This window comes from Zoogloea sp. (genome assembly GCF_023150065.1).
Lineage (GTDB): Bacteria > Pseudomonadota > Gammaproteobacteria > Burkholderiales > Rhodocyclaceae > Zoogloea.
On sequence record NZ_JAKLLN010000014.1, the window covers coordinates 21,482 to 46,072 of the forward strand.

Sequence of the window (24,591 nt, forward strand, 5' to 3'; positions counted from 1 at the left end):
ATCAGAAAGGCTTCAGCACGACGAGGAAGACCACCACGAACAGCACCAGCACCGGCACTTCATTGAAGAAGCGGTACCAGACGTGGCTGTGGGTGTTGCGGCCCTCGGCAAAGGCACGCATCAGGCGTCCGCAATACAGGTGATAGACGATCAGGAAGGTTACCAGGCTCGTCTTGGCATGGAGCCAGCCGCCGCTCAGATCGAAACCGAACCACATCCACATGCCCAGAGAGACGGCCAGGATGCCCAGGGGTGTCATGAAGCGATAGAGCTTGTGCTCCATCAGGGCCAGACGCTCCAGGGTGGCGGCGTCGGTGACCATGGCGTGATTGACGAACAGGCGCGGCAGGTAGAACAGGCCGGCAAACCAGCTGGTGACGAAGATGATGTGCAGGGCCTTGATGCTGAGATAGAGCATGGTGTCGGACTCGGTTCTGGTTTCAGGAAACAGCGGGCGGCATGGCGGCCAGCGCGTCGGCCACGGTCGGATAGCGCAGCCGGACACGGAGTTCCCGCTTGATGCGGCCGTTCATCAGGCGCCGCGACTCGGCCATGAAGGACAGGGTCATTGGCGACAGACGGCCCGCCAGCTCGGCCCGCGGCAGGCGGGGCGGCCGGGGCAGGCCGCAGGCATCGGCGACCAGGTCGAAGTAATCCCCCATGCGCATCACGCTGTCGTCGGTGGCGTTGTAGGCCCGATTGGGCCGGCCGCGGAACAGGGCCAGGGCCGACAGGCGCGCCAGATCATCTGCATGGATGTGATTGGTGAACACATCGTCCTCAGCCACCAGCACAGGGTCACCCTTGAGCAGCCGGGCCCGCGGCAGGCGCGTGTCCGCATCGTAGATCCCGGGTGCACGCAGGATGCTGACGCGGCAGCCGCTACGCTTGCCGAAGCTGCGCAGACGGGCCTCCGCCGCCACCCGACGTCCGGCCCGGGCCGAGTCCGGACGCAGCGGCCAGGTCTCGTCCAGCCAGGCGCCACCGCAGTCTCCGTAGACGCCGGTGGTACTTATGTAGCTTATCCGTCGTGGTAGACTCCCGCGACGCGTCAGGGCAGCCAGAAGGCGCCGGGTACGCGGATCATCGACGCCCTGCGCGGGCGGCGGCGCGCAGTGCAGCACGTAGTCGGCAATGCCGGCAAGGCGGTGCAGGGTAGCGGGCAGATCGAGGTCGGCAACAAGAGGCGTGGCGCCCAGCGCACGCAGTCCGGCACACTCATCCGCCCGCCTCGTCACCGCCATCACACGAAAGCGCTCGGCCAGCCAGGGAATGATCCGGCGAGCCACGTCACCACTGCCTACAATCAGTACCTGCTTCATTTTTCGACGTTTCATCCTTCGATTATCTCACGGCCATCCACCATGTCGTTCCAGGTCACCCTCCAGCCCAGCGGCCTCCATTTTGAAGCCGGCAGTGAAGAAACCGTTCTCGCCTCCGCCCTGGCCGCTGGCCTGCTCCTCCCCTACAGCTGCCGTGACGGTGCCTGCGGCGTGTGCAAGAGCAAGATTGTCTCCGGGCAGGTGGAGCATGGCCACTATTCCGAATCGACCCTCACCACCGCCGACCGCGATGCCGGCATGGCTCTGCTGTGCTGCGCGTCCCCGCGCTCCAATCTGGTCGTCGAAGTACGCCAGGTCAGCCGCGCCGGGGACATCCCGGTCAAGAAGCTCCCGTGCCGCGTGCAGAAGCTCACGCGCATCGGCGCCGACGTGATCGTTCTCGAAGTCAAGCTCCCTGCCAGCGAGAAGTTCCAGTTCGTGGCCGGCCAATACATCGACTTTCTGCTCGCCGACGGCAAGCGCCGCAGCTTCTCCATCGCCAACGCCCCCACCGGCGCCGATTACCTCGAGCTGCACATCCGCCTGGTTCCCGGCGGGCGCTTCACCACCCACGTCTTCGAGAAGCTCAAGGAGAAGGACATCCTGCGCTTCGAAGGCCCCCTCGGCGGCTTCCGCCTGCGTGAAGACTCCTCCCGACCGATCGTACTGCTGGCCGGCGGCACCGGCTTTGCCCCCATCAAGAGCATCGTCGAGAACGCCATTGCCACCGGTCTCAAGCGCCCCATGACCCTCTACTGGGGCAGCCGCGATGTGGCTGGCCTTTACCAGCTCGACATCGCCCGCGACTGGGAAGCCCGCCTGCCGGGCTTCCGGTTTGTACCGGTGCTGTCAGACGCCCCCGCCAGCGACGCCTGGACGGGCCGCAGCGGTTTCGCCCATCATGCCCTGATGGCCGATCTGCCCGACCTGTCCGGCCACGAGGTGTACGCCTGTGGCTCACCTGCCATGATCGACGCAGCCCGGGCCGATCTCACCTCGCGCTGCGCGCTGCCGTCCGAAGCCTTCTTTGCCGACGCCTTCAGCTACTCGAATGACGCCGGAGCCGCCTGAGCTCCACACCGGAATCCTGCGCCCATGAGCAATGCCGTCCTGATCACCCGCGAACCGGTCATCAACAAACAGCACAAGATCACCGCCAACCGGCTGATCGTCCATGCTGCCTCGGTTTCCCAGGCGGTGGAAACCCTGGACGGCCTTGCCGACGTATGGCCCTCCACCCATCCGGTCTTCGTCAGCCTCTACAAGCTGGTGCCCACACCAGACCTGCTCAACTGGATCGCTCCGGCCAATGCCATGGTCGAGATCCCCGTCCAGTCCATCGCCCATCCCCTCACCCTGTCCCTGATTCCGCAGCTCCAGGCGGCCGGCATCAGCCTCAACCTCACCTGGTACCAGCACGACACCGTGCTGCCTGCCAACGTGCCCTGGCGCTTCGTGATCATCGACGCCAAGCGCCAGAACCTGCCCGCCGACCCGCCGGGCCTGGCCCTGGCCTGGGGGCTGACGGACGTACCCGATTTCCGCAATGCCATCGTCCAGGGCTATGACGGTGCGTCCGGGTGGTTCTTCCTGCGGGGCGTCACCAGCAACGGCAAGCTCGCCCCATCCCACGCCCAGATCGTGCGGCTGATGAACCTGGTGCGCAGAAATGCCGAAGTAAAGGAAATCGAGACGGTCCTAAAGCAGGATGTGGCACTTTCTTACAAACTGCTCAGATATATCAATTCCGCCGGTTTTGGGCTGATGTGCGAGATCCAGTCCTTCCGTCACGCGGTGACCATTCTCGGCTACGAAAAGCTCAACAAATGGCTCTCCGTGCTGCTCGTATCGGCCAGCCGCGACCCCGCCGCCCCTGCCCTGATGCAGACCGCCATCGCCCGCGGACGCTTCATGGAACAGATCGGCGCAGCCTTCTTCGAGAAAGGTGAGCTGGACAACCTGTTCATCACCGGCGCCTTCTCCATGCTGCATCTGCTGCTGGGTGCCAGCCTGCAGTCCGCCCTCGAAGAGATGCACCTGCCCGCCCCCATCGCCGACGCCCTGCTCACCGGAGACGGCGTGTACGCGCCCTTCCTCAAGCTGGCCAGGGCTCTCGAGAGTTTCGACGACAGGAACCTCGCAGCCCTCGCCGGGGATCTCCACATCTCCTGCGAACAGGTCAACCGCGCCCACCTCGAAGCGCTGGCCTTTGCCGACAGCCTTCAGTTCGGCTGACGCCTCCTCCTCCCTGGCACACCCCCACCTGGGGGTTTATCGCCCCCCGAAAACCCTGCCTGCGGTCGCGAACTGAGTCACGTTCGGGCCTCCACGGCCCGATTTCGGCAAACTTATGTCACAGTTGGGCACAGGGGGAGCACGGTTAGAATCGAAAGCACAAAATCTGCGAAAAATGTGCTTCTTTCATGCAAACCTCCCGAATCTCCAAATTGCGACGTCCCGCTGCGGTTCCAACCTTGCGCCTGCCCGGCCTGCGCGAGACCGCCACCGCCCTCCTGCGGGTCCTCTCCGTCGGGGTCCCGGCGTCGAAGGATGCAGCGCGGATCATCCTGCTCGACCCGGTCCTGGTCTTCGAGCTGCTGCAGACCAGCCCCCTGCAGAAGAATGAATCCGCATCCCTGCTGGAAGCCCTTACGCAGAGAGTCGAAAACACCGACGCCGGACTTCTTCAGGCCTGGGCCCTGCGGCACATCGTGCAGCAAGCCCAGCACCGGACCAGCATCGGCTCACACCGCCACCACTGCCTGCACAGCCAGTTCGTGGCCGAACTGGCTGCCCATATCGCCCGGGAAACCGGCTACGCGGCACCCGAGGAAGCCTACGCCGCCGGCCTGCTCCACGACATCGGGCTGTTGTGGCTGAGCGAATACACCGACGACTACATCGCACTGCTGGCCGAGGCCTCCGACGAACGCAGCCTGACTGCCAGCGAATGGGAACGCTACGGCCAGGACCATGCCGAGATCTCCTCCAACCTGGCCGCCCGCTGCGGCCTGCCGGCCGGTGTCGCCGACGCCATCGCCCTGCACCAGGCCGATGCGGACAGTCTGGTGAGCGCCCATCCGCTGGTACGCATCGCCGCCGCCGCCGAAGAACTGGCCACCTACCGGGGCAATCAGGCCCCCCTCAGCCTCGACAATGCCTGCCGCCTCACCCAGCTGGACGGCGCGATCCTGGTCAGCCTGCTGGCCGACACGACGCGCACCATCCAGGAACGCGCCAGCGCCCTCGGCATCCCCGTCGAGACCAGCATGTTCTCCCGCCCCTGGAGCGCCGACGGCAAGGAGAGCAGCGGGCCGGAGATGATCGACGCGGGCATCGCGCGGGCCGCCCTCGGTGCCTTTACCCGCAGCAGCTTCAGCAAGGGCTGCTCGGCATGGACCGACTTCAGCCTGGCCTCTCGCCTGCTGCTCAGCCTTGACGCACCGGTACTGTTCGTCAAGCCGGTGGATGGCGACGAGCTGACCGGCGCGGCCAATCCGGCCCACCCCGGCCTGAGCCAGATCCGCATCGCCGCCGACGACCAGAACAGCGTTATCGCCGAAGCCTACCGCGACAACGTCGAAACCCGTTTCCAGGCTGCCCCCCGGCCCCCCGGCCGCAGCGCCGCCGACTGGCAGCTCGCCCGCTGGCTGGAGAGTGACGGCCTGCTGTGCGTCCCCTGGAGCAATGGTTTCGAATCCGGCGTGGCGGTGTTTCCGTGCCCTAGCGCCGAGGATGCCGGCGAAGAGATCGAACACACCTTGCGTCAGCTCCTCACCGAAGCCGCCACCGTGCGCATCTCCGAACGCAATGCCGAAGAGCGCCTGCGTCACGAGATCGAGGAGAACATCGGGCGCCGCTACGTGGACCACGCCCGGCGTATCGCCCACGAAGCCAGCAACCCGCTCACCGTCATCAAGACCTACCTGGGCATCATCGACGAGAAGGTGGAAGACGCAACGCTGAAGGAGCAGCTCAATCTCCTCAGCGACGAACTCGACCGGGTTGGCGCCCTGATCCGCAAGACCAGCGACTTCACCGGCATCCTCCCGACGGGTCCGGCCCACAGCGGCGTCGCCGAGATCCTCCACGACCTGCGCGCCCTCTACGGCGAAGCTCTGTTCGCCCGCCGTGGCATCCACTTCGAGCTACGCACCTCGCCCAATCTGCCGGCCGCTGCGATCCCGCCAGACGCCCTCAAGCAGGTGCTCCTGAACCTCTTCAAGAACGCCGCCGAAGCGATCCCCGAGGGTGGCAAGCTCACCGTCTCGGCGGTAGCCGGCATCAACGCCAACGGCAGCCCCTGCCTTGAGGTACGGGTGGTGGACAACGGCCCCGGCATGTCGCCGGAGCGGGTCCAGAACCTGTTTGCCGGCGGAGCCCGCAACAGCACCAAGCCCGGTGGCGGCGTCGGCCTGCCGGTAGTGCGCGAGCTGGTCACCAGCAACGGCGGAACCATCCTGTGCCGCAGTCAGCTGGGCTCCGGCACCGTTTTCCAGATCTTCATGCCGCTGGCGGCCTGAGCATGATTTGGTGCATGATTGCAGTGAAAAATAATAGACCCACGTCAGGGAGTCATAATGTTCATCCCCTGGAAAGGGCAGCCCTTCCTGCCGGAGGGGAACCGGCGCGCATCAGCCGAAGCTCTTGTCCGCATCCTGGTCATCGACGATGAACCGTCCCTGGCACGCTCCATCACCGCGCTCCTTCAAAGCGACGACCGGCTGATCGAAGCATGCGGATCGGTCGCAGGGGCGCTGGCACGCCTCAACACCGCCGCCTATGATCTGATCGTGCTCGATTTCCGCCTGCCCGACGCCTCGGGCCTGGCGGTGATGGACTGGCTACTCAGCCACGACCGGCGTGAGTCCGTGATCATGATCAGCGCCGAGCAGTCGATGGACGCCGCCGTGGGTGCCCTGCGCCGGGGCGCCGCCGACTTTCTCCTCAAGCCTTACAGTGCCGAGCAACTGCGCCGCTCCGTCAGCACCGTGCTCGCCAAGCGCCAGCAGGAACGCAGCAGGCGACAGGTCCACCAGCGCCTGGAGTCCTCCGAGCAGATGCACCGCTATCTGGTCGAGAACTCCCTCGACCTGATCTACACGCTCGACGCCGACGGCCGCTTCAGCTACCTCAACCAGCGCATCGAGTCCCTGCTCGGCCACCCCCGCAGCGCCCTTCTCGGCAAGCACTTCTCCGAGATCGTCCATCCCGAGGACCTGGAGCGCGCCCGCTTCTCCTTCAACGAGCGCCGCACCGGCCCGCGGGCCACCAGCAACCTCGCCCTGCGCCTCACCCGCAACCCCTTTGGCGAGACGGAGAGTGAGGAGCACGGCCCGGTCACCATCGTCCTCAACGCCATGGGGATCTACAACCGCACCGACTCTCGCGCCCCCATCCACTACGCCGGCACCTATGGAGCCGCCCGCAGCCTCCCCGGCTACCGGGCCAGCGAGCAGAACGGTGGCTACCAGACCTACCACGACCCGCTCACCCAGCTCCCCAACCGCGATCTGTTCCGTGACCGGCTGAACCTCTCCATCGCCCAGGCCAAGCGGCGCAAGACCCATATCGCCGTACTTTTCATCGACATGGACCGCTTCAAGCTGGTCAATGACACCTACAGCGTCGGTGACGGTGACGCCCTGCTGCGGGCAGTGGCCCTGCGCCTGCGCCAGAGCCTGCGCAAGGGCGACACCTTGACCCGGCACGGCAGTGACGAATTCCTGATCCTGCTGCCGGACATCGGCACCCGGGGCGACGCCCAGGCCATCGCCGAGAAGGTCCTGTACGCCTTCCGCGCACCATTCCAGATTGCCGATGGCGAATTCACCGCCACCATCAGCATGGGCGTGGCCCTGCACCCGGAAGACGGCAACAGCGCCGAAGACCTCATCCAGCATGCCAGCATCGCCATGCACCAGGTCAAGGGCAACGGCGGCAACGCCTGCGGCTTCTTCTCCCCCGAGATGCACGCCAACTACCGGGCGCGCACCTCCCTCGAGAAGGAGCTGCGCCTGGCCCTCTCCCGCAACGAGCTGGAAGTGCATTACCAGCCGCTGATCAGCCTGTCCCGCAGCAGCATCACCGGCATGGAAGCCCTGGTGCGCTGGCGCCATCCGGTACATGGCATGGTCGCGCCATCCCGCTTCATCCAGATGGCCGAGGAAGCCGGGATCATCCACGAGATCACCCGCTGGGTCCTCGACACCGCCTGCGCCCAGTTATCCTCCTGGCGTCATCGCTATCCGGAGCTGCGCCTGTCCACCAACCTGTCGTCCCGGGACTTCGACCACACCGATCTCAACAGTACGGTATCCCGTGTGCTGACCCGCCACGGCCTGCCGGCCGACAGTCTCGAACTGGAGATCACGGAGAGGCTGCTCCTCGAGGACAGCGACAAGGTGTCCCTGCGCATGCAAAGCCTGCGGGAGCTCGGCATCGGCATCGCCATTGACGACTTCGGTACGGGCTACTCGTCCCTCGCCTACCTTCAGCGCTGCGGAGTGACCCGCCTCAAGATCGACCGGAGCTTCGTCAAGAACATCAAGACCACCGAGGATCACCCCATCGTCAGCGCCATCGCCGGCATCGCCCGCGGGTTCGACATCCGCCTCGCCGCCGAAGGCGTGGAGCGCGACGAGCAGATGAATGCCCTGGAAATCCTGGGCTGCGACGAGATGCAGGGCTTCCTGTTTTCGCGGCCGGTGAATGTGGACGAAGCCACCCGCATCCTGCAGGAATTCCGTCTTCCGGGCCTCACCTTGCCCGAGGCGGATGTCGCCCCCTGAGCCGTCCGGCGCCACCAACAACCGTCACACTTCAGCGCTAGATTGGGAGCCCAGTCGAATCCAACTGGAGATCGCCATGGGAATCTTCCGACTCGTCCTGGCCCACCCCCAACAACCGGAAACGCCGCGCCTGGTTGCCGAGCATCTCGACCCGGCCTTGCTGAAGCAACGCGGCTACGAAATCGCCAGAAATCTGGGAGACCAGGCCGCCATCTGGGCCGCCGCGCCGGGCGGACAGCAGGCGGTGCTGGCCCTGCGTTGCCGCACCGGCCACGCCTTGGTCATCATGACCGCCTGAGGTTTCGGCTACGCAGGGGCTCAACGCCCCAGCGGCAGCAGCACCCCCACATCGACCCCCTTCTCGCGCAGGCGCGCCTGGGCCGCAAGGGCATCCTTGCGATCCGCAAAGGGCCCGACGATCAGGCGGGTCTCGATCTGTGAGGGAACACCGGCCTGGGCGAGTCGTGCCTTGAGTTCTTCAGCCGATGCCACGCTGGAGAAGAACCCGAACTGCAGGACATAACCCCGCCCCGTCTCGGCCGGCACGGACGCCTGGGGCTGCGACTGGGGGGCAGCCGGCTTTTGCGCGACCGCCGGAGCAGCCACCGCGGCGACCTGGGGTACCGACGGCGGTACGGGTGCAGCAAGCGCCGGAGGGCGGACCGAAGGCACCGCAGGCGCAGCCACCGGCGCCGCTACGCCCGCTTGGTTGGATGAACGTGGGGCCGGCGCCACCGGTGCGGTCGGCATCGCCTGCGCCGTCGCAGCCGGCTTCACCGGGGTCGCCTCGCGGGCGGGCGCCCTGGGTGTTGCAGCCTCCCCATGCGACGGGGCCGCGGCAGCCGGCCGCGCCTGCGGCCGGGTAGTTTCCACCAATCGATCCGACTTGTCGGCAGCGGGCCCAGCCTCGCTGTCCGGCAGACTCGGCGGCGCCGAGCCCTCGGGGGCCAGAGCCGGCGGAGCCTCACCCGCCACAGCGGCCTCACCGCCGGCCCGGACCACATCGGGCGGCGCATCGCGCCCGGCTTCCGGAGTGATCTGGGCAGGGGCAATGGGTCTCGTAGGCAGGGCGACCTCTTCAGGCTGAGGCGGCCGCGACAGGTGGTCGAACAGGGCCAGCCCACCCAGCAGCAGGGCGATCAGGCCTCCCGCCACCCCCGCCCGAATCAACAACTGGCGGCGGGCTTCATCCTCACCGGTCGCATCCTGCTCGGGTGTCCTGGTGTGTTCGCTCATCGGCCCTCCTCCGCCCGTGCCAGGGCACAGACCAGCTCCGCCTCTGCCACGGAAATACCGCAATGCTCGGCAATCCGTGCCGCGTCTATCCCCCTGCCCGCCAGCAGCATGGCTTCGGAATGCTGCGGTGACACCGGTCGGGCGTACTGCACCGGCTCCCGGGCGGTCTGCTGGGCGTCCTTCAGCTCGTCCCGAAGTTCGTCCACATCACGGCGGGTGGCGGCCAGCTCACGCCGCAGGAAATCGCTCTCGGTACGCAGTTGAGCCACGTCCCGGCGCAGCTGCTGGATCTCGAGTTCGTTGAGGAGATCCCGCGACACGGCCTCTTCCTCAGGGCTGGGAGGCGGAACGGGCTGGGGCTCCGGCGCGGCTGCGGCGGGCTCATCGACCAGCAGGGTATTCGGGGCTCCGGGCTTTTCGCCGGAGTCGGCAGGCTTCCGCGGGCTGGCCAGACGGAAGAGGATCACCGCAAGGTAGAGGACGAGTACGGCAACCAGTGCCCACACCCCCTCGTGCACGCCAATGTCAATCACTGCGCAAGCTCCCCGGCGGCCGTGCTGCGGCGGCGTGACTCAAACCCTTTGCTGACGATGATGATTCCCCTGGTGGCTGGCGTTCAATTGACGCTGCGATAATAGCCGTGCGCCACTCCACCGACAATGCGGCACCCCGCCAGGCCGCGCCTTTTCGTCATGTTCATACTCAAAAAGATCCTTGCAGGCCTGATTCTTCCCCCCCTGGGGCCGCTGATCCTCATTGCCCTGGGCCTTCTCCTGGGCATCCGGCGTCCCCGGGCCGGGCGCATCGTCGCTGCGCTGGGGCTGCTCGCGGCGCTGGCCCTGTGCACACCCGTCACCGTCAAACTATTGCTCGAAGGGCTCGAGAACGCCCCCCCGGTGGACGAGCAAGCCCTTGCCAAAGCCGACGCCATCGTGATTCTGGCAGGTGGCAGGCGGAGCTACGCGCCGGAGTTCGACGGCGAGACGGTGAACGCCCTGAGCCTCGAACGCATCCGCTACGGCGCCCGCCTGGCCCGTCAGACCGGGCTGCCGGTGATGGTGACCGGCGGTGCCCCGAAGGGCGGCACTGCCGAGGGCGAGCTGATGAAAACGAGCCTGGAAGAGGACTTCGGCATCACCCCGCGCTGGGTCGAATCCCGCTCCCGGGATACCCGGGAGAACGCCGAATACTGTGCCGCGGTAATGCTGCCCGGCGGGCACCGACGCATCGTCCTGGTAACCCATGCCGCCCACATGCGGCGCTCGGTCGAAGCCTTCGAGGCCGCAGGCTTCAGTGTGGTGCCGGCCCCCACAGCCCACCTGCTCAACCGCAATCCCGACGACAGCGCCATCCCCTCCCTTCCGGGGATGAGCAGCGCCTATGCCGGCTGGTACGCCAGCCACGAATGGCTCGGCCTGCTGGCCTATCGGCTCAGCCGTTGAAGCGGGCCTTGCGCTTGCCAAGGAAGGCGTTGATGCCCTCGTCGAAATCCGGCCGGGCGGAACACCGGGCAAAAGCCTCGGCCTCCAGCTGCAGCTGGGCGCCCAGCGACTGATCCGGTGACGCATTGAGCAGGTGCTTGATCTCACCGTAGCAGCGGCCCGGCCCGCGCCGGATGCGCGCCACCAGATCGGCCACAGCAGCATCGAGCTCGGCCGCGGGCACCACCCGATTCACCACGCCCAGGCGCTGGGCCTCGGCAGCGTCGAAGCGGTCGGCCAGCATAAGCAGCTCGAAGGCCCTGCGTCGCCCTAGAACCCGGGGCAGCAGCCACGACACACCCCCGTCGCCAGACAGGGCAATGCTGGAATAGGCCGTGGTGAAATAGGCAGTGTCGGTGGCCACCGCCATGTCGCAACCCAGCACCAGGGACATCCCGAAACCCGCGCAGGCCCCCTGAACCCGGGCAATCACCGGCACCGGCAGGCCCTGCAGGGCCTCCACACTGGGATTGATGTACTGCTCGATCATGGCCCGGAACGTGGCCAGGCGGCTCTCGGGCGACAGGTGCAGGTGGGCGGCAAAATCCTTGAGGTCGCCCCCGGCCATGAAGTGATCGCCGGCGCCCTCCACCACCACGACCCGCAGGTCATCCCGGTGGGCCAGCCGGGCGGTGGCTTCCGCCAGGGCTTTCATCATGTCCACCGACAGGGCGTTGAGGGCCGCCGGGCGGTTGAGGGTCAGGGTCGCGACGCCGTCGGTGACGTCAAGCAGGACGGGGGAAGTCATGGGGGATTCCTTCTCGTTCAATATCTCAAGGCAATCCCGTCATTTCACCCCTAAGGCCCGCCTGCGGGAAGAGCCCGAACGTAAAAAAGCCCATCGTGCGCAGGAAAGCACACGATGGGCTGGAGCGGACACGAGGCCGTTCAGAGGCGCTCGAACACCCCCGCCGCCCCCATGCCCGTGCCGATGCACATGGAGATCAGGCCGTAGCGGGCCTGGGTGCGCTGGAAGGCGCTCATCAGGGTCGCCGCGCGGATCACGCCGGTGGCACCAAGAGGATGCCCGAGGGCGATCGCACCGCCCTGGGGATTGACCTTGGCCGGATCGAGGCCCAGCTGCTTCATCACCGCGATGGCCTGGGCTGCGAAGGCTTCATTGAGTTCGATCCAGTCCAGGGCATCCTGGCCTATGCCGGCCGCCTTGAGTGCCCGGGGGATCGCCTCCACCGGGCCGATGCCCATGATCTCGGGCGGCACGCCGGCTACCGAGTAGCTGCAGAAGCGGGCGATCGGGGTCACGCCGTAGCGCTTCACCGCGGCTTCGGACATCAGCAGCACCGCGCCGGCACCATCCGACATCTGCGAGCTGTTGCCCGCCGTCACCGAACCCCGGGCAGCAAACACCGGCTTGAGCTTGCCCAGGCTCTGCAGCGTGGCGTCGCCCCGCGGGCCTTCATCGGTATCGCAGACACGCTCGCTGACGCGCACCGTACCGCCCTCGCCGGGCACGTGGGTACGCACGGTGTAGGGCGTGATCTCGTCGCGGAAGGCCCCGGCTGCGATGGCTGCCGCGGCGCGCTGGTTGGACTGCACCGCAAAGGCGTCCTGCTCCTCGCGGCTCACCTGCCACTGCTGGGCCACCTTCTCGGCGGTCAGGCCCATGCCGAAGGCGATGCCCAGGTTCTGGTCCTTCTCGAAGATGGCCGGGTTGAGGGAGATCTTGTTGCCCATGATCTGGGGCATCACGCTCATGCTCTCGGTGCCGGCGGCGATCATCACGTCGGCCTCACCCAGGCGGATGCGCGCCGCCGCGTCGGCCACGGCCTGCAGGCCCGATGAGCAGAAGCGGTTGATGGTGATGCCCGGCACGGTGTTGGGCAGACCGGCCAGCAGCACGCCGATGCGCGCCACGTTCATGCCCTGCTCCGCCTCGGGCATGGCACAGCCCACGACCACGTCGGCGATGTCGGTAGCGTCCAGCCCCGGCACCTTGTTCACCACCGCCCGCAGCACGTGGGCCAGCATGTCGTCGGGGCGCACGTTGCGGAACATGCCGTTGCGCTTGGCCACCGGGGTGCGCGTGGCGGCGACGATGTAGGCTTCCTGAATCTGTTTGCTCATCTTGATCTGTCTCCGTTCAGTTGCGCAGGGGCTTGCCGGTTTCGAGCATGTGCACGATGCGCTGCTGGGTCTTCTCGGTCTTCAGCAGGTCCACGAACTGGGCGCGCTCCACGTCGAGGATCCACTGCTCGGACACCTTCGCATTGGTCTCCACCTCGCCGCCGCACAGGGCGGTGGCGGCGGCCCTGGCCACCCGGTAGTCCCAGGCGGAGATGAAGCCGCCCTCCTTCATGTTGATCAGCATCATCTCGCAGGTGGCGATGCCGTTCCGCCCCGCCACCGTCACGGCGCGCTGGACCAGGGGCGGCTGGTAGCCCGCCTCGGCCAGGGCGCGGGCCCGGTGCAGCGCCACATGCAGCAGTTCGCTCGGATTGAAGACGATGTCGTCCGACGCCCTGGCGAAGCCCAGCTCCACCGCCTGCAGGGCGCTCTTGGAGACGTTGGCCATGGCGATGGTCTGGAACATGTTCTGGATGAAGGGGAAGACGTCGCTCCCCGCCGCCCGGCTGGCCATGGACGCCGCCTGCAGGGCGAACTCCTTGCAGCCGCCGCCGGCCGGGATCAGGCCCACGCCGGCCTCCACCAGGCCAACGTAGCTCTCCAGGGCCAGCACCCGGTGGGTGGCGTGCATCACGAACTCACAGCCACCGCCCAGGGCCATGCCCTGCACGGCAGCCACCGTCGGCACCATGGCGTGCTTGAGGGCCATGGACGCCTGCTGGAACTTGGCCACGGTCTTTTCGAGCATGTCGAACTGGCCCGCCTTGCAGGCCTCGGCCACCTGGGCCAGGTTGGCACCCACGGCAAAGGGTGCCTCGTGCCAGATTACCAGACCGTCCAGGTCGCGTTCGGCCCGGGCCACGGCTTCGAGCACGCCGTCCAGCACCTCGTCGCCGATGGCGTGCATCTTGGACTTGAAGGACAGGATGCCGATGCGGGCATCCTTCGCCGGCAGGTTCCACAGGCGCACGCCGTCGTTTTCCCACAGGGTGGTGCCCATGTCCCGGGCCGCCTCGCCGAGCACCTGCTCGGGGTAGAGCTGGCGGCCATACACCGGCAGGGTGGAACGGGGCTTGAGGGCGGCGTCGGTGGCGCTCCAGGAGCCCTCCGGCGCATGCACACCCTGGCGCCCGTCAAACACCCAGGCGGGCAGCGCTGCGGCAATCATGGCCTCACCAGCCTGGATGTCGGCCTGCACGGCGGCGGCGATCGCCTGCCAGCCGGCGGCCTGCCAGGTCTCGAAGGGGCCCATGGCCCAGCCGAAACCCCAGCGCATCGCAAAGTCCACGTCCCGGGCGTTGTCGGCGATGTCGGCCAGGTGGAAGGCGCAGTAATGGAAGACGTCGCGGAAGATGGCCCACAGGAAGCGGGCCTGGGGGTGGCTGCTGGCGCGCAGCTGGGCAAACTTCTCGGCCGGGTTGCGGTTCTTCAGGATGGCCAGCACCTCGGGCGCCACTTCGCCGGCGCTGGGGCGGTAGTCCTGTTTGGCCACGTCGAGCACGACGATGGCCTTGCCGTCCTTGCGGAAGATGCCGCCCTTGGTCTTTTGCCCCAGCACGCCCTTGGCGATCAGGGCGGTGAGCCACTCGGGGCTCTGGTAGAAGGCATGCCAGGGGTCGCCCGGCAGGGTCGCCTGCATGGTGCCGATCACATGGGCCAGGGTGTCGAGGCCCACCACGTCGGCGGTGCGATAGGTGGCGCTCTTGGGCCGGCCGATCAGCGGGCCGGTGAGGGCATCCACCTCGTCGAAGCCCAGGCCCAGGCGGGCGGTGTGGTGCATCACCGCAAGGATCGAGAACACCCCCACCCGGTTGGCGACGAAGTTGGGGGTGTCCTTGGCGCGGACGATGCTCTTGCCCAGCCGGGTGGTGAGCCAGGCCTCCAGTGCGTCCAGGGTGGCCGGATCGGTTGTGCGGGTGGCAATCAGCTCCACCAGCGCCATGTAGCGCGGCGGGTTGAAGAAGTGGATGCCGCAGAAGCGGGCGCGGGCCTCGGCCGGCATGCCTTCCGACAGGCTGTTGATGGACAGGCCCGAGGTGTTGGACGCAAAGATCGCGTCAGCCCGCAGATAGGGCGCAACCTTGGCGTAGAGGTCCAGCTTCCACTCCATCTTCTCGGCGATGGCCTCGATGATGAGGTCGCAGTCGCGGAGCTTCTCCAGGTCGCTGCCGTAGTTGGCCACGTCGATGAACTGGGCCCGGTCGCGGGTGGCCAGGGGGGCCGGTTCGAGTTTCTTCAGCCCATCCACGGCCTTGCTGGCGATGGCGTTGGCGGGGCCTTCCTTGGCCGGAAGGTCGAAGAGGATGACCGGCACGCCAGCGTTGGCGCAATGGGCCGCGATCTGCGCCCCCATCACGCCGGCACCCAGCACGGCCACCTTGCGAATGATCAGTCTGCTCACATGTGCCTCCTTTGACTCGGCCCTGACAGGGCCTTTTTATTGACTACGGACCACGCAACTGCATGGCGGTTTTGAACAACTGTTCAAATCTTAGCGCAATGCTGCCCATGGATACAACATGGTTTAAAAATCAGGCCTTTGCCAGGCCCGTCGGTGACACGCCCGGCGGCGCCATGAAGCCGGCCACGACGAAGGGCCGCAGCCTGGCCATGACGGCTTCCGGGTCACCTGCATCGGTGAGGGCGTAGGTTTCGGTCATCCGCATCACGTCCTTTCCGGCCATCGCGTAGGCGACGATGCCAACGAAGAAATACATGCGCCAGACCACGTCGTCCTGACTCAGATCGGGGAGCGCACGCATGAAGGCCTGACGGTAACGATCCACCGCCTCCCGGTATTCCGCCGGGAAGAAGGCCTCGGTGCCCGGCCCGGGTTCGTAGAAGGCCCGCCCGATGAGCTGCTTGAAGACCTCGCCGGGAATGCTGTCCTTGCGGGTCAGGCGCAGGGCCGACGACAGGAAGGCATCCACCAGCACGTCCACGGCGATCGGCTGCCCGCCGGCATCGGCCTCCAGCCTGTCGAGGTAGCTCACCCGGCTGCCGCCCCGGCTGCCCAGGGCACGTTCGTACACCGCCTCCATCAAGCCCTGCTTGGAGCCGAAGTGATAGCTCACCAGGGCCACCGGCACGCCCGCCGCACCGGTGATCATGCGCACCGACGTAGCGGCGTAGCCGTTTTCCATGAACAGGCGCTCGGCGGCGTCGAGGATGCGCGTCTTGGCGTCGGGAAGTGGGGGATCGGAGCGGGCCATGGAAAAAACCGGGAGAAGCAAAAAACAGCGGGGCCGCCAGAGCGACCCCGCGCACAGGACAGGAATCAGAAGGCCATGGAATACTGGGCACCCATGATCCACACCCGGGCGTCGTAGGCGCCGGTCACCCGGCCACGGCCCAGAGAGGTCTGATTATTGTCCACCTTGGACTCGGGCACGTTGAGGTAGGACGCCCCCAGATCCAGCACCGAGCCCTTGGCGAGCTTGATCTGCGCCCCCGCCGAGAACCAGGTGCGGTTGTTGTCGGGCAGGGACACCAGGCGATGCTGGGCGTCAGGCACCGGGGTCTGGTCGTAGGCCACGCCAAACTTGAGCTTGACCATGTCGTTCAGGCGGTAGTTGGCCCCCAGGGCATAACGCCAGGTGTCGCGGAAGTGGGTGTCGAGGGTCTGCACGGTGGCCCCGCTGAGGCTGCCGGAGGTGCGCACGATATCCACCTTCGGAATGCTGCTCCAGCCCGTCCAGGAGATGTCACCGAGCATCTCCCACTTGTCGTTGAGGTTCTGCACCACCGACAGGATGAAGGTATCGGGCAGATCGACACTGGCCATGGCGCTGCCAGTGGTCAGGGCCGGCGAGGCACCCGCCGCGGGGCCGCTGACGGCCAGGCTGCCCTTCAGCTCATGCTTGATCTTGGAGCGGTAGGACACCCCCACCTTGGTGTTGGGGCTGAGGGTGAACAGGGCCCCCACGTTCCAGCCCCAACTATTGTCACCGGCATCCAGGGTGGCCCGGGTGGCCGACAGGGCCGCGGAGGTGACGGTGGCCAGGCGCACATATTCGGCTTCCATGCGCTGGTAGTTGAGGCCGGCCCCCAGCGAGACCATGTCGTTCACGCGGTAGGCCACGCTGGGATTGACGTTGTAGGTCTTGATGTCGAACTTGATGGCCTGGGCACCGCCCAGCCAGGGGTTGTCGTACTCGGTGACCAGGCCGAATGGGGCGCCGAAGCCCACGCCCACGTACAGGTCCTTGCTCAGGCCCCAGGACAGGTAGCCGTTGGGAATCGCAGCCCAGCTGCCGGCGTCATTGCCGGTGCCACTGCCGTTCAGCACGCCGGTGCTGGAGCCCTGGTTGCTGAACTTGAAGGTGGGACGCACCAGGGACATGCCCACCGAAGCCTCGCGGGACTGCAGCTGGGTCATGCCGGCCGGGTTGTAATAGATGGTGCTGGCGTTCTCGGCCACCGCGGCCGAACCCGCATAGGCGTTACCGATCCCGCTGGCATTCTGCTCCAGCAACTGGAAGCCGGCGGCGCTGGCCTGCCCGGCGGCCAGACCGAGGGCGACCAGGGGCATCAAACGGGCGATCATTTTCATTTTCATGGGTGCGTCTCCTCACAGATGGGCGTTTTATCGACTGACCATGGGTTTGCCCGACCCCACGGCGATTCTAGGGCTGCACAAGCCTTTAACTTTGTAACATTCGTTTAAAACTGTTGTTTTTATGCAGCAATCTCCGGCGGGATGTCACGCTTGACCCCGCTGGCACTCACCGCCACGTAGGTCAGGGTTGCCTCCGTCACTTTCACCACCACCGGGTCCTCGGGGTTGCGCTCGGCATAGACCTCCACATCCACGGTGATCGAGCTCTTGCCCACCCGCACGATGTCCACGTAGAAGCTGACGATGTCTCCCACCGACACGGGCTGCTTGAAGACGAAGGAATTCACCGAGATCGTGGCCACCCGGCCGCGGGCCCGCTGGCGCGCCGGCACCGCGCCGGCAATATCCACCTGGGACATGATCCAGCCACCGAATACATCCCCCGCGGGGTTGAGATCCCGGGGCATGGGCATGACCCGCAGCACGGGCATACGGTCGGCAGGCAGTTGAACGGGGGCATCGGACATGGCGAACTCCTGGCAATGGTTCAGGCTGCGGCCCGGGGGCCGCGGGCAAAGTTGAGGGGACCGCCCGTAAAGGGGGCAAAGCCGGTGCCGAATATAACCCCCGCATCCGCCAGATCGGCATCGGCCACCACACCGCGGTCAACACAGGCCTGGCTGGCAGCCAGCAACGGGGCGATGATGCGGGCTGCCAACCCCTCGGGGATGGCCCCCGCGGCCGGCCGGCTGACCTTGCCGCCGGGCCAGGCGTAAAAGCCCTGCCCGCTCTTCTTGCCCAACTGGCCCGCCGCCACCCGCTCGGCCAGGCTGCGGGGCAGCACCGCGTCGGCACCGGCCAGGGCCTTGCCCGCCGCCACGGCGATGTCCAGCCCCACCGTATCCACCAGCTCGATGGGGCCCATGGGCATGCCGAAGGCGGTCATGGCCGCGTCGATGGTGGCCGGGGCGATGCCCTCATCCACACAGCGCAGGGCCTCGTACATGTAGGGGCCGAGCACCGCATTCACCAGGAAACCCGGCTCGTCCTTCACCGGCAGGGGCAGCTTGTCGAGCTTGCGCACAAAGGCCGCCGCGCGGCGGAAGCCGTCCTCAGCCGTGGCCCCGGTACGCACCACTTCCACCAGGGGCATCATCGCCACCGGGTTGAAGAAGTGGATGCCCACCAGCCGGGCCGGGTCGGCCAGCGCACTGGCGATGTCGCTGATGCGCAGGCTGGAGGTGTTGGAGGCCAGCACAGCGTCGGGCCGAGCCCGCCGCTCGATGTCTGCCAGCAGGCTGCGCTTGGCGTCCAGGCTTTCAAAGATGGCCTCAATGATCACGTCGGCCTGGGCCACCCCATGGCCGGCCGGATCGGGGATCAGCCGGTCGAGGGCGAAGCGGGCCTCCCGCGGCTTGCCCCGGAACTTGCGCGCGAAGCGCTTGCCGGCCCGGGCAATGGCCGGCGCGATGCGCTCCACCGACTGATCCTGCAGGGTCACGATCATGCCGCGCAGGGCGCACTCGGTGGCGATATCGCCCCCCATCACGCCCGCCCCCACCACATGAACACGGCGGGGCCGGAAATCCGCATCCTTGCCGAAGCCCTTGAGGCGCTCCTGCAGAAAGAAAACGCGGATCAGGTTGCCCGCCGTGGGCGAGCGCAGGATGGCCTCCAGGGACGAGGGCGAGCTAGCCGGCACATCGAGGGCGTTGCCCCCGTAGTTGGACCACACATCCAGGATGGCGTAGGGCGCCGGGTAGTGCTCGGGGCGAGCCTTGGCGGCCACCTGGGCCCGGGCCTTGCGGGCCACGATGCCGCGCAGGGGGCCATTGAGGAGACGCTGCATGAAGGGCAGCGGGTGCGGTGCCTGGCCGGAGAGCAGCAGCATGCGCGCCGCGTTGTCCATGACCCGGGGAGGCACGCAGGCGTCCGCCATCCCGAGCCGCCTGGCTTTCGCAGCATCCACGCCCTTGCCGGTGAGCATCAGGTCCAGGGCTGCGGCCGGACCGATCAGGGCGGGCAGGCGCAGCATCCCGCCCCAGGCCGGATAGATGCCCAGCATCACCTCGGGCAGGGCCAGGCGGGTGCCGGGCTCATCCACCGTGATGCGATAGCGGCAGGCCAGGGCCAGCTCCAGCCCGCCCCCCATGCAGTGACCGCGGATCAGGGCCAGGGTCGGATACTTGACTGCAGTCAGCCGGTCGAAAAGGCTCCACCCCCGGCTCACCAGGGCACGGGCCGCCTCGGCGGAGTCGATGCGGGTGAACTCCTCGATGTTGGCACCGGCGATGAAACCCGCCGGCTTGCCGGAGCGGATCACCAGGCCGGTAGGCGGCTGACGGTCCAGTTCGTCGAGGATGTCACCCAGCTCGGTCATCACTGCAAGACCCAGGGTGTTGGCACCGGCGTCGGCCACATCCAGGGTCGCCCAGGCGATGCCCTCGGCATCGCGTTCGAGTGTCCAGTTTGCGTAACGCATCACAGGGCCTCCACCAGCATGGCACCACCCTGCCCACCGCCAATGCAGATGCTGGCAAGCCCCCGCCTTCCGCCCCGCCGACGCAGGGCATGGAGCAGATGCAGGACGATGCGCGCGCCGCTGGCCCCCACCGGGTGGCCCAGGGCCACGGCACCGCCATCCACATTGAGCCGTGCCGGATCGACGGCCCCCAGGGCGCCCTCCAGCCCCAGGCGGTGGCGACAGTAATCGTCATCCTGCCAGGCGCGCAGGCAGGCGATCACCTGGGCGGCGAAGGCCTCGTTGATTTCGATCAGGTCCAGGTCATCCAGACCCAGCCCGTGCCGCCGCAGGATGGGCGTGGCGGCATGCACGGGCCCCAGGCCCATCTCTTCGGGCTCGAGCCCTGCCCACTGGCTGTCCACGATGCGCCCCAAGGGCGTCAGGCCAAATTGTTCCACGGCAGCCTCCGAAGCCAGCACCAGCCAGGTGGCACCGTCGGTGATCTGGGAGCTGTTGGCCGGCGTGACCCGGCCGTATTTCTTGTCGAAGAAGGGCTTGAGCTTGGCCATGCCGGCCAGGGACGCATCCCGGCGCAGGCCGTCATCGGCAGCATGCACCGTGCCGTCAGCCTCGATCAGCGGTACCAGCTCGTCGGCAAAATGGCCGGCATCCTGGGCGGCAGCCACCCGCAGGTGGCTTTCCACCGCGTAGGCGTCCATGTCGTAGCGGCTGATGCCGTACTTCCAGGCCAGGTTCTCGGCGGTCTGGCCCATCAGCTGCCCGACGATCGGGTCGGTCAGCCCCTTCATGATGCCGATGACCGGCGCCAGGTAAGCAGGCCGGAACTTCTTCAGCGCCGCCAGCTTGTCACCCAGGCTGCGCGCGCCCATCCAGCCGGCGAACCAGCGCACCATCGGGTCGGAGAACAGCAGCGGCGCCCGCGAGAGGGCATCCACGCCCCCCGCCAGCACCAGCTGCGAGCGCCCGCAGCGGATGTTGGCGATGGCCGAATCCAGGGCCTGCATGCCCGAGGCACAGTTGCGCATCACCGTCCAGCCCGGCACCTTGAGCCCACACCCCATGCGCAGGGCCACCACCCGGCCGATATTCACCTCGTCGGGCGACGGGCTGGCGCAGCCAAGGATGACCTCGTCCAGTTGCTCCGGCAGAAAGCGCTGGCGAGCCAGCAGGGCGCTGCCGGCGGCGGTGGCCAGATCCGACGCCGCAAAGGGGCCGGGGGCGTTGTGCGCCTTGAGGAAGGGCGTACGCGCGCCGTCGATGATGTAGATGGGCTCGGTCATGCTCAGGCCGCTTTCCGCTGCTCGTCCGCCAGCCCCGCCAGGGCCTTGCGCAGACCGAAGTCGTAGGGGAAGTCATCCACGCGGATGACCTTGTCGCGCAGCTCGCCGCGCCGGACGATCAGCGCAAATTCATCACGGCTGATGATCCCGGCCGCCAGGGCGACTTCGTAGAGGGCATCGACCCCGCCGCCCACCAGCAGGCCCGGCTTGAACTGGCCGGACTTGATCGCCTTGCGCACCTTGGCCTCCACGGGCTCCGCCTCGATGGTGGCGGTGAGGGCCGCTTCGAGCGCGCCCACCGGCTCGTCCACATCGGTGGGCAGGTAGACGTCGGAGGTCAGACGGTCGCGGGTCGCCGAGGGGTTGATGAGCAGGGTCGCCACCTCGTGCCCCAGCTGGTCGGAAGGGACGAAATAGGGCCGGCCCAGGGGGAAGACCACGATGCGACGCAGCAGGGTGGCAAACAGGCGGTTGGGGAAGTTGGCGATCACGCCCTCAAAGGCATTCTGGGCCTTGAACATGCAGTCCCAGATCACCCAGTGGAGCAGCGGCGCGTCGGCTGCCTGGCGGCCTTCATCCTCGAAGCGCTTGAGGGCGGCGGAGGCCAGGTACATCAGGGAGAGGATGTCGCCAAGGCGGGCGGAGAGCTTCTCCTTGCGCTTCAGCGCGCCCCCCAGGGTCCCCATGGAGATATCCGCCAGGAAGGCGAAGGCGGCCGAGAAGCGGGTGAGCTGCTGGTAGTAGCGGCGGGTCTCCGGCGCCACGCCCTTGCCGCCGGCGTCGGGGACGCCCACGAAGTGCGACCCGGTGAGGCCCATCACCAGGGCCCGGGCGGCGTTCGAGACGGTGTAGCCCACATGCCCCCAGAAGGCTTCGTCGAAGGCCACCAGATCGCCGCTGCGGGCGGCCTCCATCTCCTTGAGCACATAGGGGTGGCAGCGGATCGCCCCCTGACCGAAGAGGATCAAGCTGCGGGTGAGGATGTTGGCGCCTTCCACAGTGATGCCCACCGGGATCTGCTGATAAGCGCGGCCCAGGAAGTTCTGCGGCCCCAAGCAGATGCCCTTACCGCCGATCACGTCCATGCCGTCGTTCACCGTCTGGCGGGCCCGCTCGGTGACGTGGAACTTGACGATGGCCGACACCACCGAGGGCTTCTCGCCCAGGTCGATGGCCCCGGCGGTCATGACCCGCGCAGCGTCGCTGAGCCAGGTGTTGGCACCGATGCGGGTCAGGGCCTCTTCGACGCCCTCGAACTTGCCCACCGCCGTCTTGAACTGGTAGCGCACCCGGGCATAGGCCCCCACCGCCCGGGCGGTCATCTTCTGCATGCCGGTGTTGGAGCCCGGCAGCGAGATGGAGCGCCCTGCCGCCAGGCACTCCATGAGCATGCGCCAGCCCTGCCCCGCCATCGCCGGCCCGCCGATGATGAAATCCAGCGGCATGAACACGTCTGTGCCACGGATCGGCCCGTTCATCCACACGGCGTTGAGGGGAAAGTGGCGACGGCCGATATCCACGCCCGGGTGGTCATGGGGCACCAGGGCACAGGTAATACCCAGGTCTTCCACGTCCCCCAGCAGGTGCTGCGGATCGAACAGACGGAAAGCCAGGCCGAACACGGTGCACACCGGCGCCAGGGTGATGTAGCGCTTGTCGAAGCTGACCCGCATGCCCAGCACCTCGCGGCCCTGGTAGGTGCCCATGCAGATCACCCCGGCGTCGGGGATGGAGGCCGCATCCGAACCCGCCCACGGGCTGGTCAGGGCAAAGGCCGGGATCTCCTGGCCGCGGGCCAGACGGGGCAGGTAATGCTGCTTCTGCTCCGGCGTGCCGTAGTGCAGCAACAGCTCGGCCGGGCCGAGGGAGTTGGGCACCATCACCGTCACGGCGGGCGCCGATGAGCGGGTGGACAGCTTGGTGATGACCTGCGAGTGAGCATAGGCCGAGAAGCCCTTGCCGCCATATTCCCGGGGAATGATCATGCCCAGGAAGCCCTTCTCGCGGATGTACTTCCACACCCCCTCGGGCATGTCCTGGGCCTGGGTGCATTCCCAGTCCTTGGTCAGACGGCACAGCTCGGTGGTCTCCACGTCGAGAAAACGCTGCTCCTCGGGCGTGAGGCGCGGCGCGGGGTAGGCCAGCAGGGTGTTCCAGGCCGGCTTCCCGCCAAACAGCTCGCCCTCCCACCATACGGTTCCGGCCTCCAGGGCGTCCTTCTCGGTCTGGGACATGGACGGCAGTGCCTTGCGGAAGGCGCGGAAGATACCCGCCGTGACCAGGCTGCGCCGGATGCCCGGCACCACGAACACCGCACCCGCCAACGCCAGGGCACCGACCGCCACCCCAGCTGCAGCCGCCGACCAGCCGGCCAGCCAGGCCAGCGCCACGAGCCACGCCAGCCCCACCCCATACCAGGCAAAAAATGGCGCTCGCCCGTAGGCGAGCGCGACCACCAGGGGAGGGAGGGAAACCAGAAACCAGTACGACATGAGCTATCTCCTTTTACTCGGCGCCGTCTTTGCAGCGCGCTTTTATGAATGTGTTGCCTGATCCGTGTCCGGCAGCGCTACTTGAGGCCGCCAAACTCCGCCAGCGGCGCACGCAGCCCGCCGAGCAGGAAGCTCATCAGGCGCGGCGCCAGCTGCGAGGGGTTCTCGTCGTCGAATTTGCCGGTGACCAGTTGCAGCGCGTCGGTACCGGCGATGGCGTAGGACATCGCCCCCATCATGAAATGGAAGCGCCACAGGATCTCCTTGCGATCCACCTCCGGCAGCGCCCGGTAGAGGGCCGCCAGAAAACGCTCGACGCACTCGGCGTATTCCTCGGCCAGAAACTGCCGCACAAACTCATTGGGCTCGGTGTAGGTGCGGCCGAGCAGGCACATGAAGGTATGCCCGCCCCCCTCCACGTCCGCCGCCATGCGCAGGGCCGTGCCGAAGAAGGCATCCACGATGCGGCTGGGTTTGAGGGATGCGCCGGCCGCCTCAAGCTCCAGGGCCTCGAGGGCCGCCAGGCGGGCGCGGTTGAGATCGGTGAGGCGGCGCCGGAAGACCTCCTGGATCAACAGCTCCTTGGTGCCGAAGTGGTAATTGACTGCCGCAAGATTGACCCCGGCCTGGCTGGTGATCATGCGCATCGACGTCCCGTCGAAGCCGTTCTCCATGAACAGACGCTCAGCCGCATCGAGGATGCGACTGCGGGTGTCACCTGCGGCCTTGCCCGGCACTTCGGTCATGGGAATCTCCTTGGGGTGGATGCCCGCAGCTCGGACGACGAATCTCTCCGGCCACGGTTTCATTAAAACGTTTGTTTGAATCATACATTGGATTGATACGCTGTCAACGTGTCCA

At 67.1% G+C, this 24,591-nt stretch carries 20 protein-coding genes; 6 read left to right on the forward strand and 14 right to left on the reverse strand.

Going from position 1 to position 24,591, the window contains the following annotated elements:
* Position 1 precedes the first annotated feature (1 nt).
* Together L6Q67_RS15475 and L6Q67_RS15480 are read right to left on the reverse strand one after the other, a co-directional pair.
* On the reverse strand, positions 2-418 hold the full coding sequence (locus L6Q67_RS15475; protein WP_296571157.1) for a CopD family protein: 417 nt from the start codon (positions 416-418) through the stop codon (positions 2-4).
* Between the two features lie 22 nt (positions 419-440).
* Positions 441-1,322: an SDR family oxidoreductase gene (locus tag L6Q67_RS15480; RefSeq protein ID WP_296571161.1), complete on the reverse strand. Its 882-nt coding sequence runs from the start codon at positions 1,320-1,322 to the stop codon at positions 441-443.
* A gap of 42 nt (positions 1,323-1,364) precedes the next feature.
* Here L6Q67_RS15480 and L6Q67_RS15485 point away from each other — a divergent pair, with 42 nt between their 5' ends.
* The 5 genes from L6Q67_RS15485 (at position 1,365) to L6Q67_RS15505 (ending at position 8,411) form a co-directional block, all read left to right on the forward strand.
* Positions 1,365-2,393, forward strand: a complete 1,029-nt coding sequence (locus L6Q67_RS15485) for a CDP-6-deoxy-delta-3,4-glucoseen reductase (protein ID WP_296571163.1) — start codon at positions 1,365-1,367, stop codon at positions 2,391-2,393.
* Between the two features lie 24 nt (positions 2,394-2,417).
* Positions 2,418-3,557: an EAL and HDOD domain-containing protein gene (locus L6Q67_RS15490; RefSeq protein ID WP_296571165.1), complete on the forward strand. Its 1,140-nt coding sequence runs from the start codon at positions 2,418-2,420 to the stop codon at positions 3,555-3,557.
* Positions 3,558-3,745: 188 nt separating this feature from the next.
* Positions 3,746-5,845, forward strand: a complete 2,100-nt coding sequence (locus L6Q67_RS15495) for an ATP-binding protein (protein ID WP_296571174.1) — start codon at positions 3,746-3,748, stop codon at positions 5,843-5,845.
* Positions 5,846-5,902: 57 nt separating this feature from the next.
* Complete coding sequence (locus L6Q67_RS15500) at positions 5,903-8,113, forward strand: EAL domain-containing protein (RefSeq protein WP_296571177.1); 2,211 nt, start codon at positions 5,903-5,905, stop codon at positions 8,111-8,113.
* Between the two features lie 76 nt (positions 8,114-8,189).
* Positions 8,190-8,411 carry a hypothetical protein gene (locus tag L6Q67_RS15505; RefSeq protein ID WP_296571179.1) on the forward strand — a complete coding sequence of 74 codons (222 nt, stop codon included), beginning with the start codon at positions 8,190-8,192 and terminating at the stop codon, positions 8,409-8,411.
* Between the two features lie 20 nt (positions 8,412-8,431).
* Here the strand turns inward: L6Q67_RS15505 and L6Q67_RS15510 are convergent, their stop codons facing one another.
* Positions 8,432-9,349 carry an SPOR domain-containing protein gene (locus L6Q67_RS15510; protein WP_296571182.1) on the reverse strand — a complete coding sequence of 306 codons (918 nt, stop codon included), beginning with the start codon at positions 9,347-9,349 and terminating at the stop codon, positions 8,432-8,434.
* Positions 9,346-9,882 carry a DUF2802 domain-containing protein gene (locus tag L6Q67_RS15515; protein WP_296571183.1) on the reverse strand — a complete coding sequence of 179 codons (537 nt, stop codon included), beginning with the start codon at positions 9,880-9,882 and terminating at the stop codon, positions 9,346-9,348. Before L6Q67_RS15515 ends, L6Q67_RS15510 begins: the two co-directional genes overlap by 4 nt.
* Before the next feature lie 159 nt (positions 9,883-10,041).
* Here L6Q67_RS15515 and L6Q67_RS15520 point away from each other — a divergent pair, with 159 nt between their 5' ends.
* Complete coding sequence (locus L6Q67_RS15520; protein ID WP_296571186.1) at positions 10,042-10,791, forward strand: YdcF family protein; 750 nt, start codon at positions 10,042-10,044, stop codon at positions 10,789-10,791.
* On the opposite strand, the gene L6Q67_RS15525 is transcribed toward L6Q67_RS15520, so the two are convergent.
* The 10 genes from L6Q67_RS15525 to L6Q67_RS15570 all read right to left on the reverse strand — a co-directional run bounded on the left by L6Q67_RS15525 (position 10,781) and on the right by L6Q67_RS15570 (position 24,476).
* Positions 10,781-11,578, reverse strand: a complete 798-nt coding sequence (locus tag L6Q67_RS15525; protein ID WP_296571189.1) for an enoyl-CoA hydratase — start codon at positions 11,576-11,578, stop codon at positions 10,781-10,783. The two genes, L6Q67_RS15520 and L6Q67_RS15525, sit on opposite strands and share 11 nt — an antisense overlap.
* Positions 11,579-11,718: 140 nt before the next feature.
* Entirely contained in the window at positions 11,719-12,915 is a 1,197-nt protein-coding gene (locus L6Q67_RS15530; protein WP_296571192.1) for an acetyl-CoA C-acyltransferase, read from the reverse strand.
* A gap of 16 nt (positions 12,916-12,931) precedes the next feature.
* Positions 12,932-15,316: a 3-hydroxyacyl-CoA dehydrogenase/enoyl-CoA hydratase family protein gene (locus L6Q67_RS15535; protein WP_296571194.1), complete on the reverse strand. Its 2,385-nt coding sequence runs from the start codon at positions 15,314-15,316 to the stop codon at positions 12,932-12,934.
* A 130-nt stretch (positions 15,317-15,446) separates the two neighbouring features.
* The gene (locus L6Q67_RS15540) at positions 15,447-16,127 is read right to left on the reverse strand and encodes a TetR/AcrR family transcriptional regulator (RefSeq protein ID WP_296571196.1); all 681 of its coding nucleotides are present in this window, start codon (positions 16,125-16,127) and stop codon (positions 15,447-15,449) included.
* A 65-nt stretch (positions 16,128-16,192) separates the two neighbouring features.
* Positions 16,193-17,473, reverse strand: coding sequence for an OmpP1/FadL family transporter (locus L6Q67_RS15545; protein WP_296571198.1), 1,281 nt, complete (start codon positions 17,471-17,473; stop codon positions 16,193-16,195).
* A gap of 119 nt (positions 17,474-17,592) precedes the next feature.
* Positions 17,593-18,000, reverse strand: a complete 408-nt coding sequence (locus L6Q67_RS15550) for an acyl-CoA thioesterase (RefSeq protein WP_296571200.1) — start codon at positions 17,998-18,000, stop codon at positions 17,593-17,595.
* A 20-nt stretch (positions 18,001-18,020) separates the two neighbouring features.
* Entirely contained in the window at positions 18,021-19,955 is a 1,935-nt protein-coding gene (locus tag L6Q67_RS15555; protein ID WP_296571202.1) for a 3-hydroxyacyl-CoA dehydrogenase NAD-binding domain-containing protein, read from the reverse strand.
* Positions 19,955-21,238 carry an acetyl-CoA C-acetyltransferase gene (locus L6Q67_RS15560; RefSeq protein WP_296571205.1) on the reverse strand — a complete coding sequence of 428 codons (1,284 nt, stop codon included), beginning with the start codon at positions 21,236-21,238 and terminating at the stop codon, positions 19,955-19,957. The genes L6Q67_RS15555 and L6Q67_RS15560 overlap by 1 nt, the downstream gene beginning before the upstream one ends.
* A gap of 2 nt (positions 21,239-21,240) precedes the next feature.
* Positions 21,241-23,730, reverse strand: a complete 2,490-nt coding sequence (locus L6Q67_RS15565; protein WP_296571208.1) for an acyl-CoA dehydrogenase — start codon at positions 23,728-23,730, stop codon at positions 21,241-21,243.
* Between the two features lie 77 nt (positions 23,731-23,807).
* Positions 23,808-24,476, reverse strand: a complete 669-nt coding sequence (locus L6Q67_RS15570) for a TetR/AcrR family transcriptional regulator (protein ID WP_296571212.1) — start codon at positions 24,474-24,476, stop codon at positions 23,808-23,810.
* Positions 24,477-24,591 lie beyond the last annotated feature (115 nt).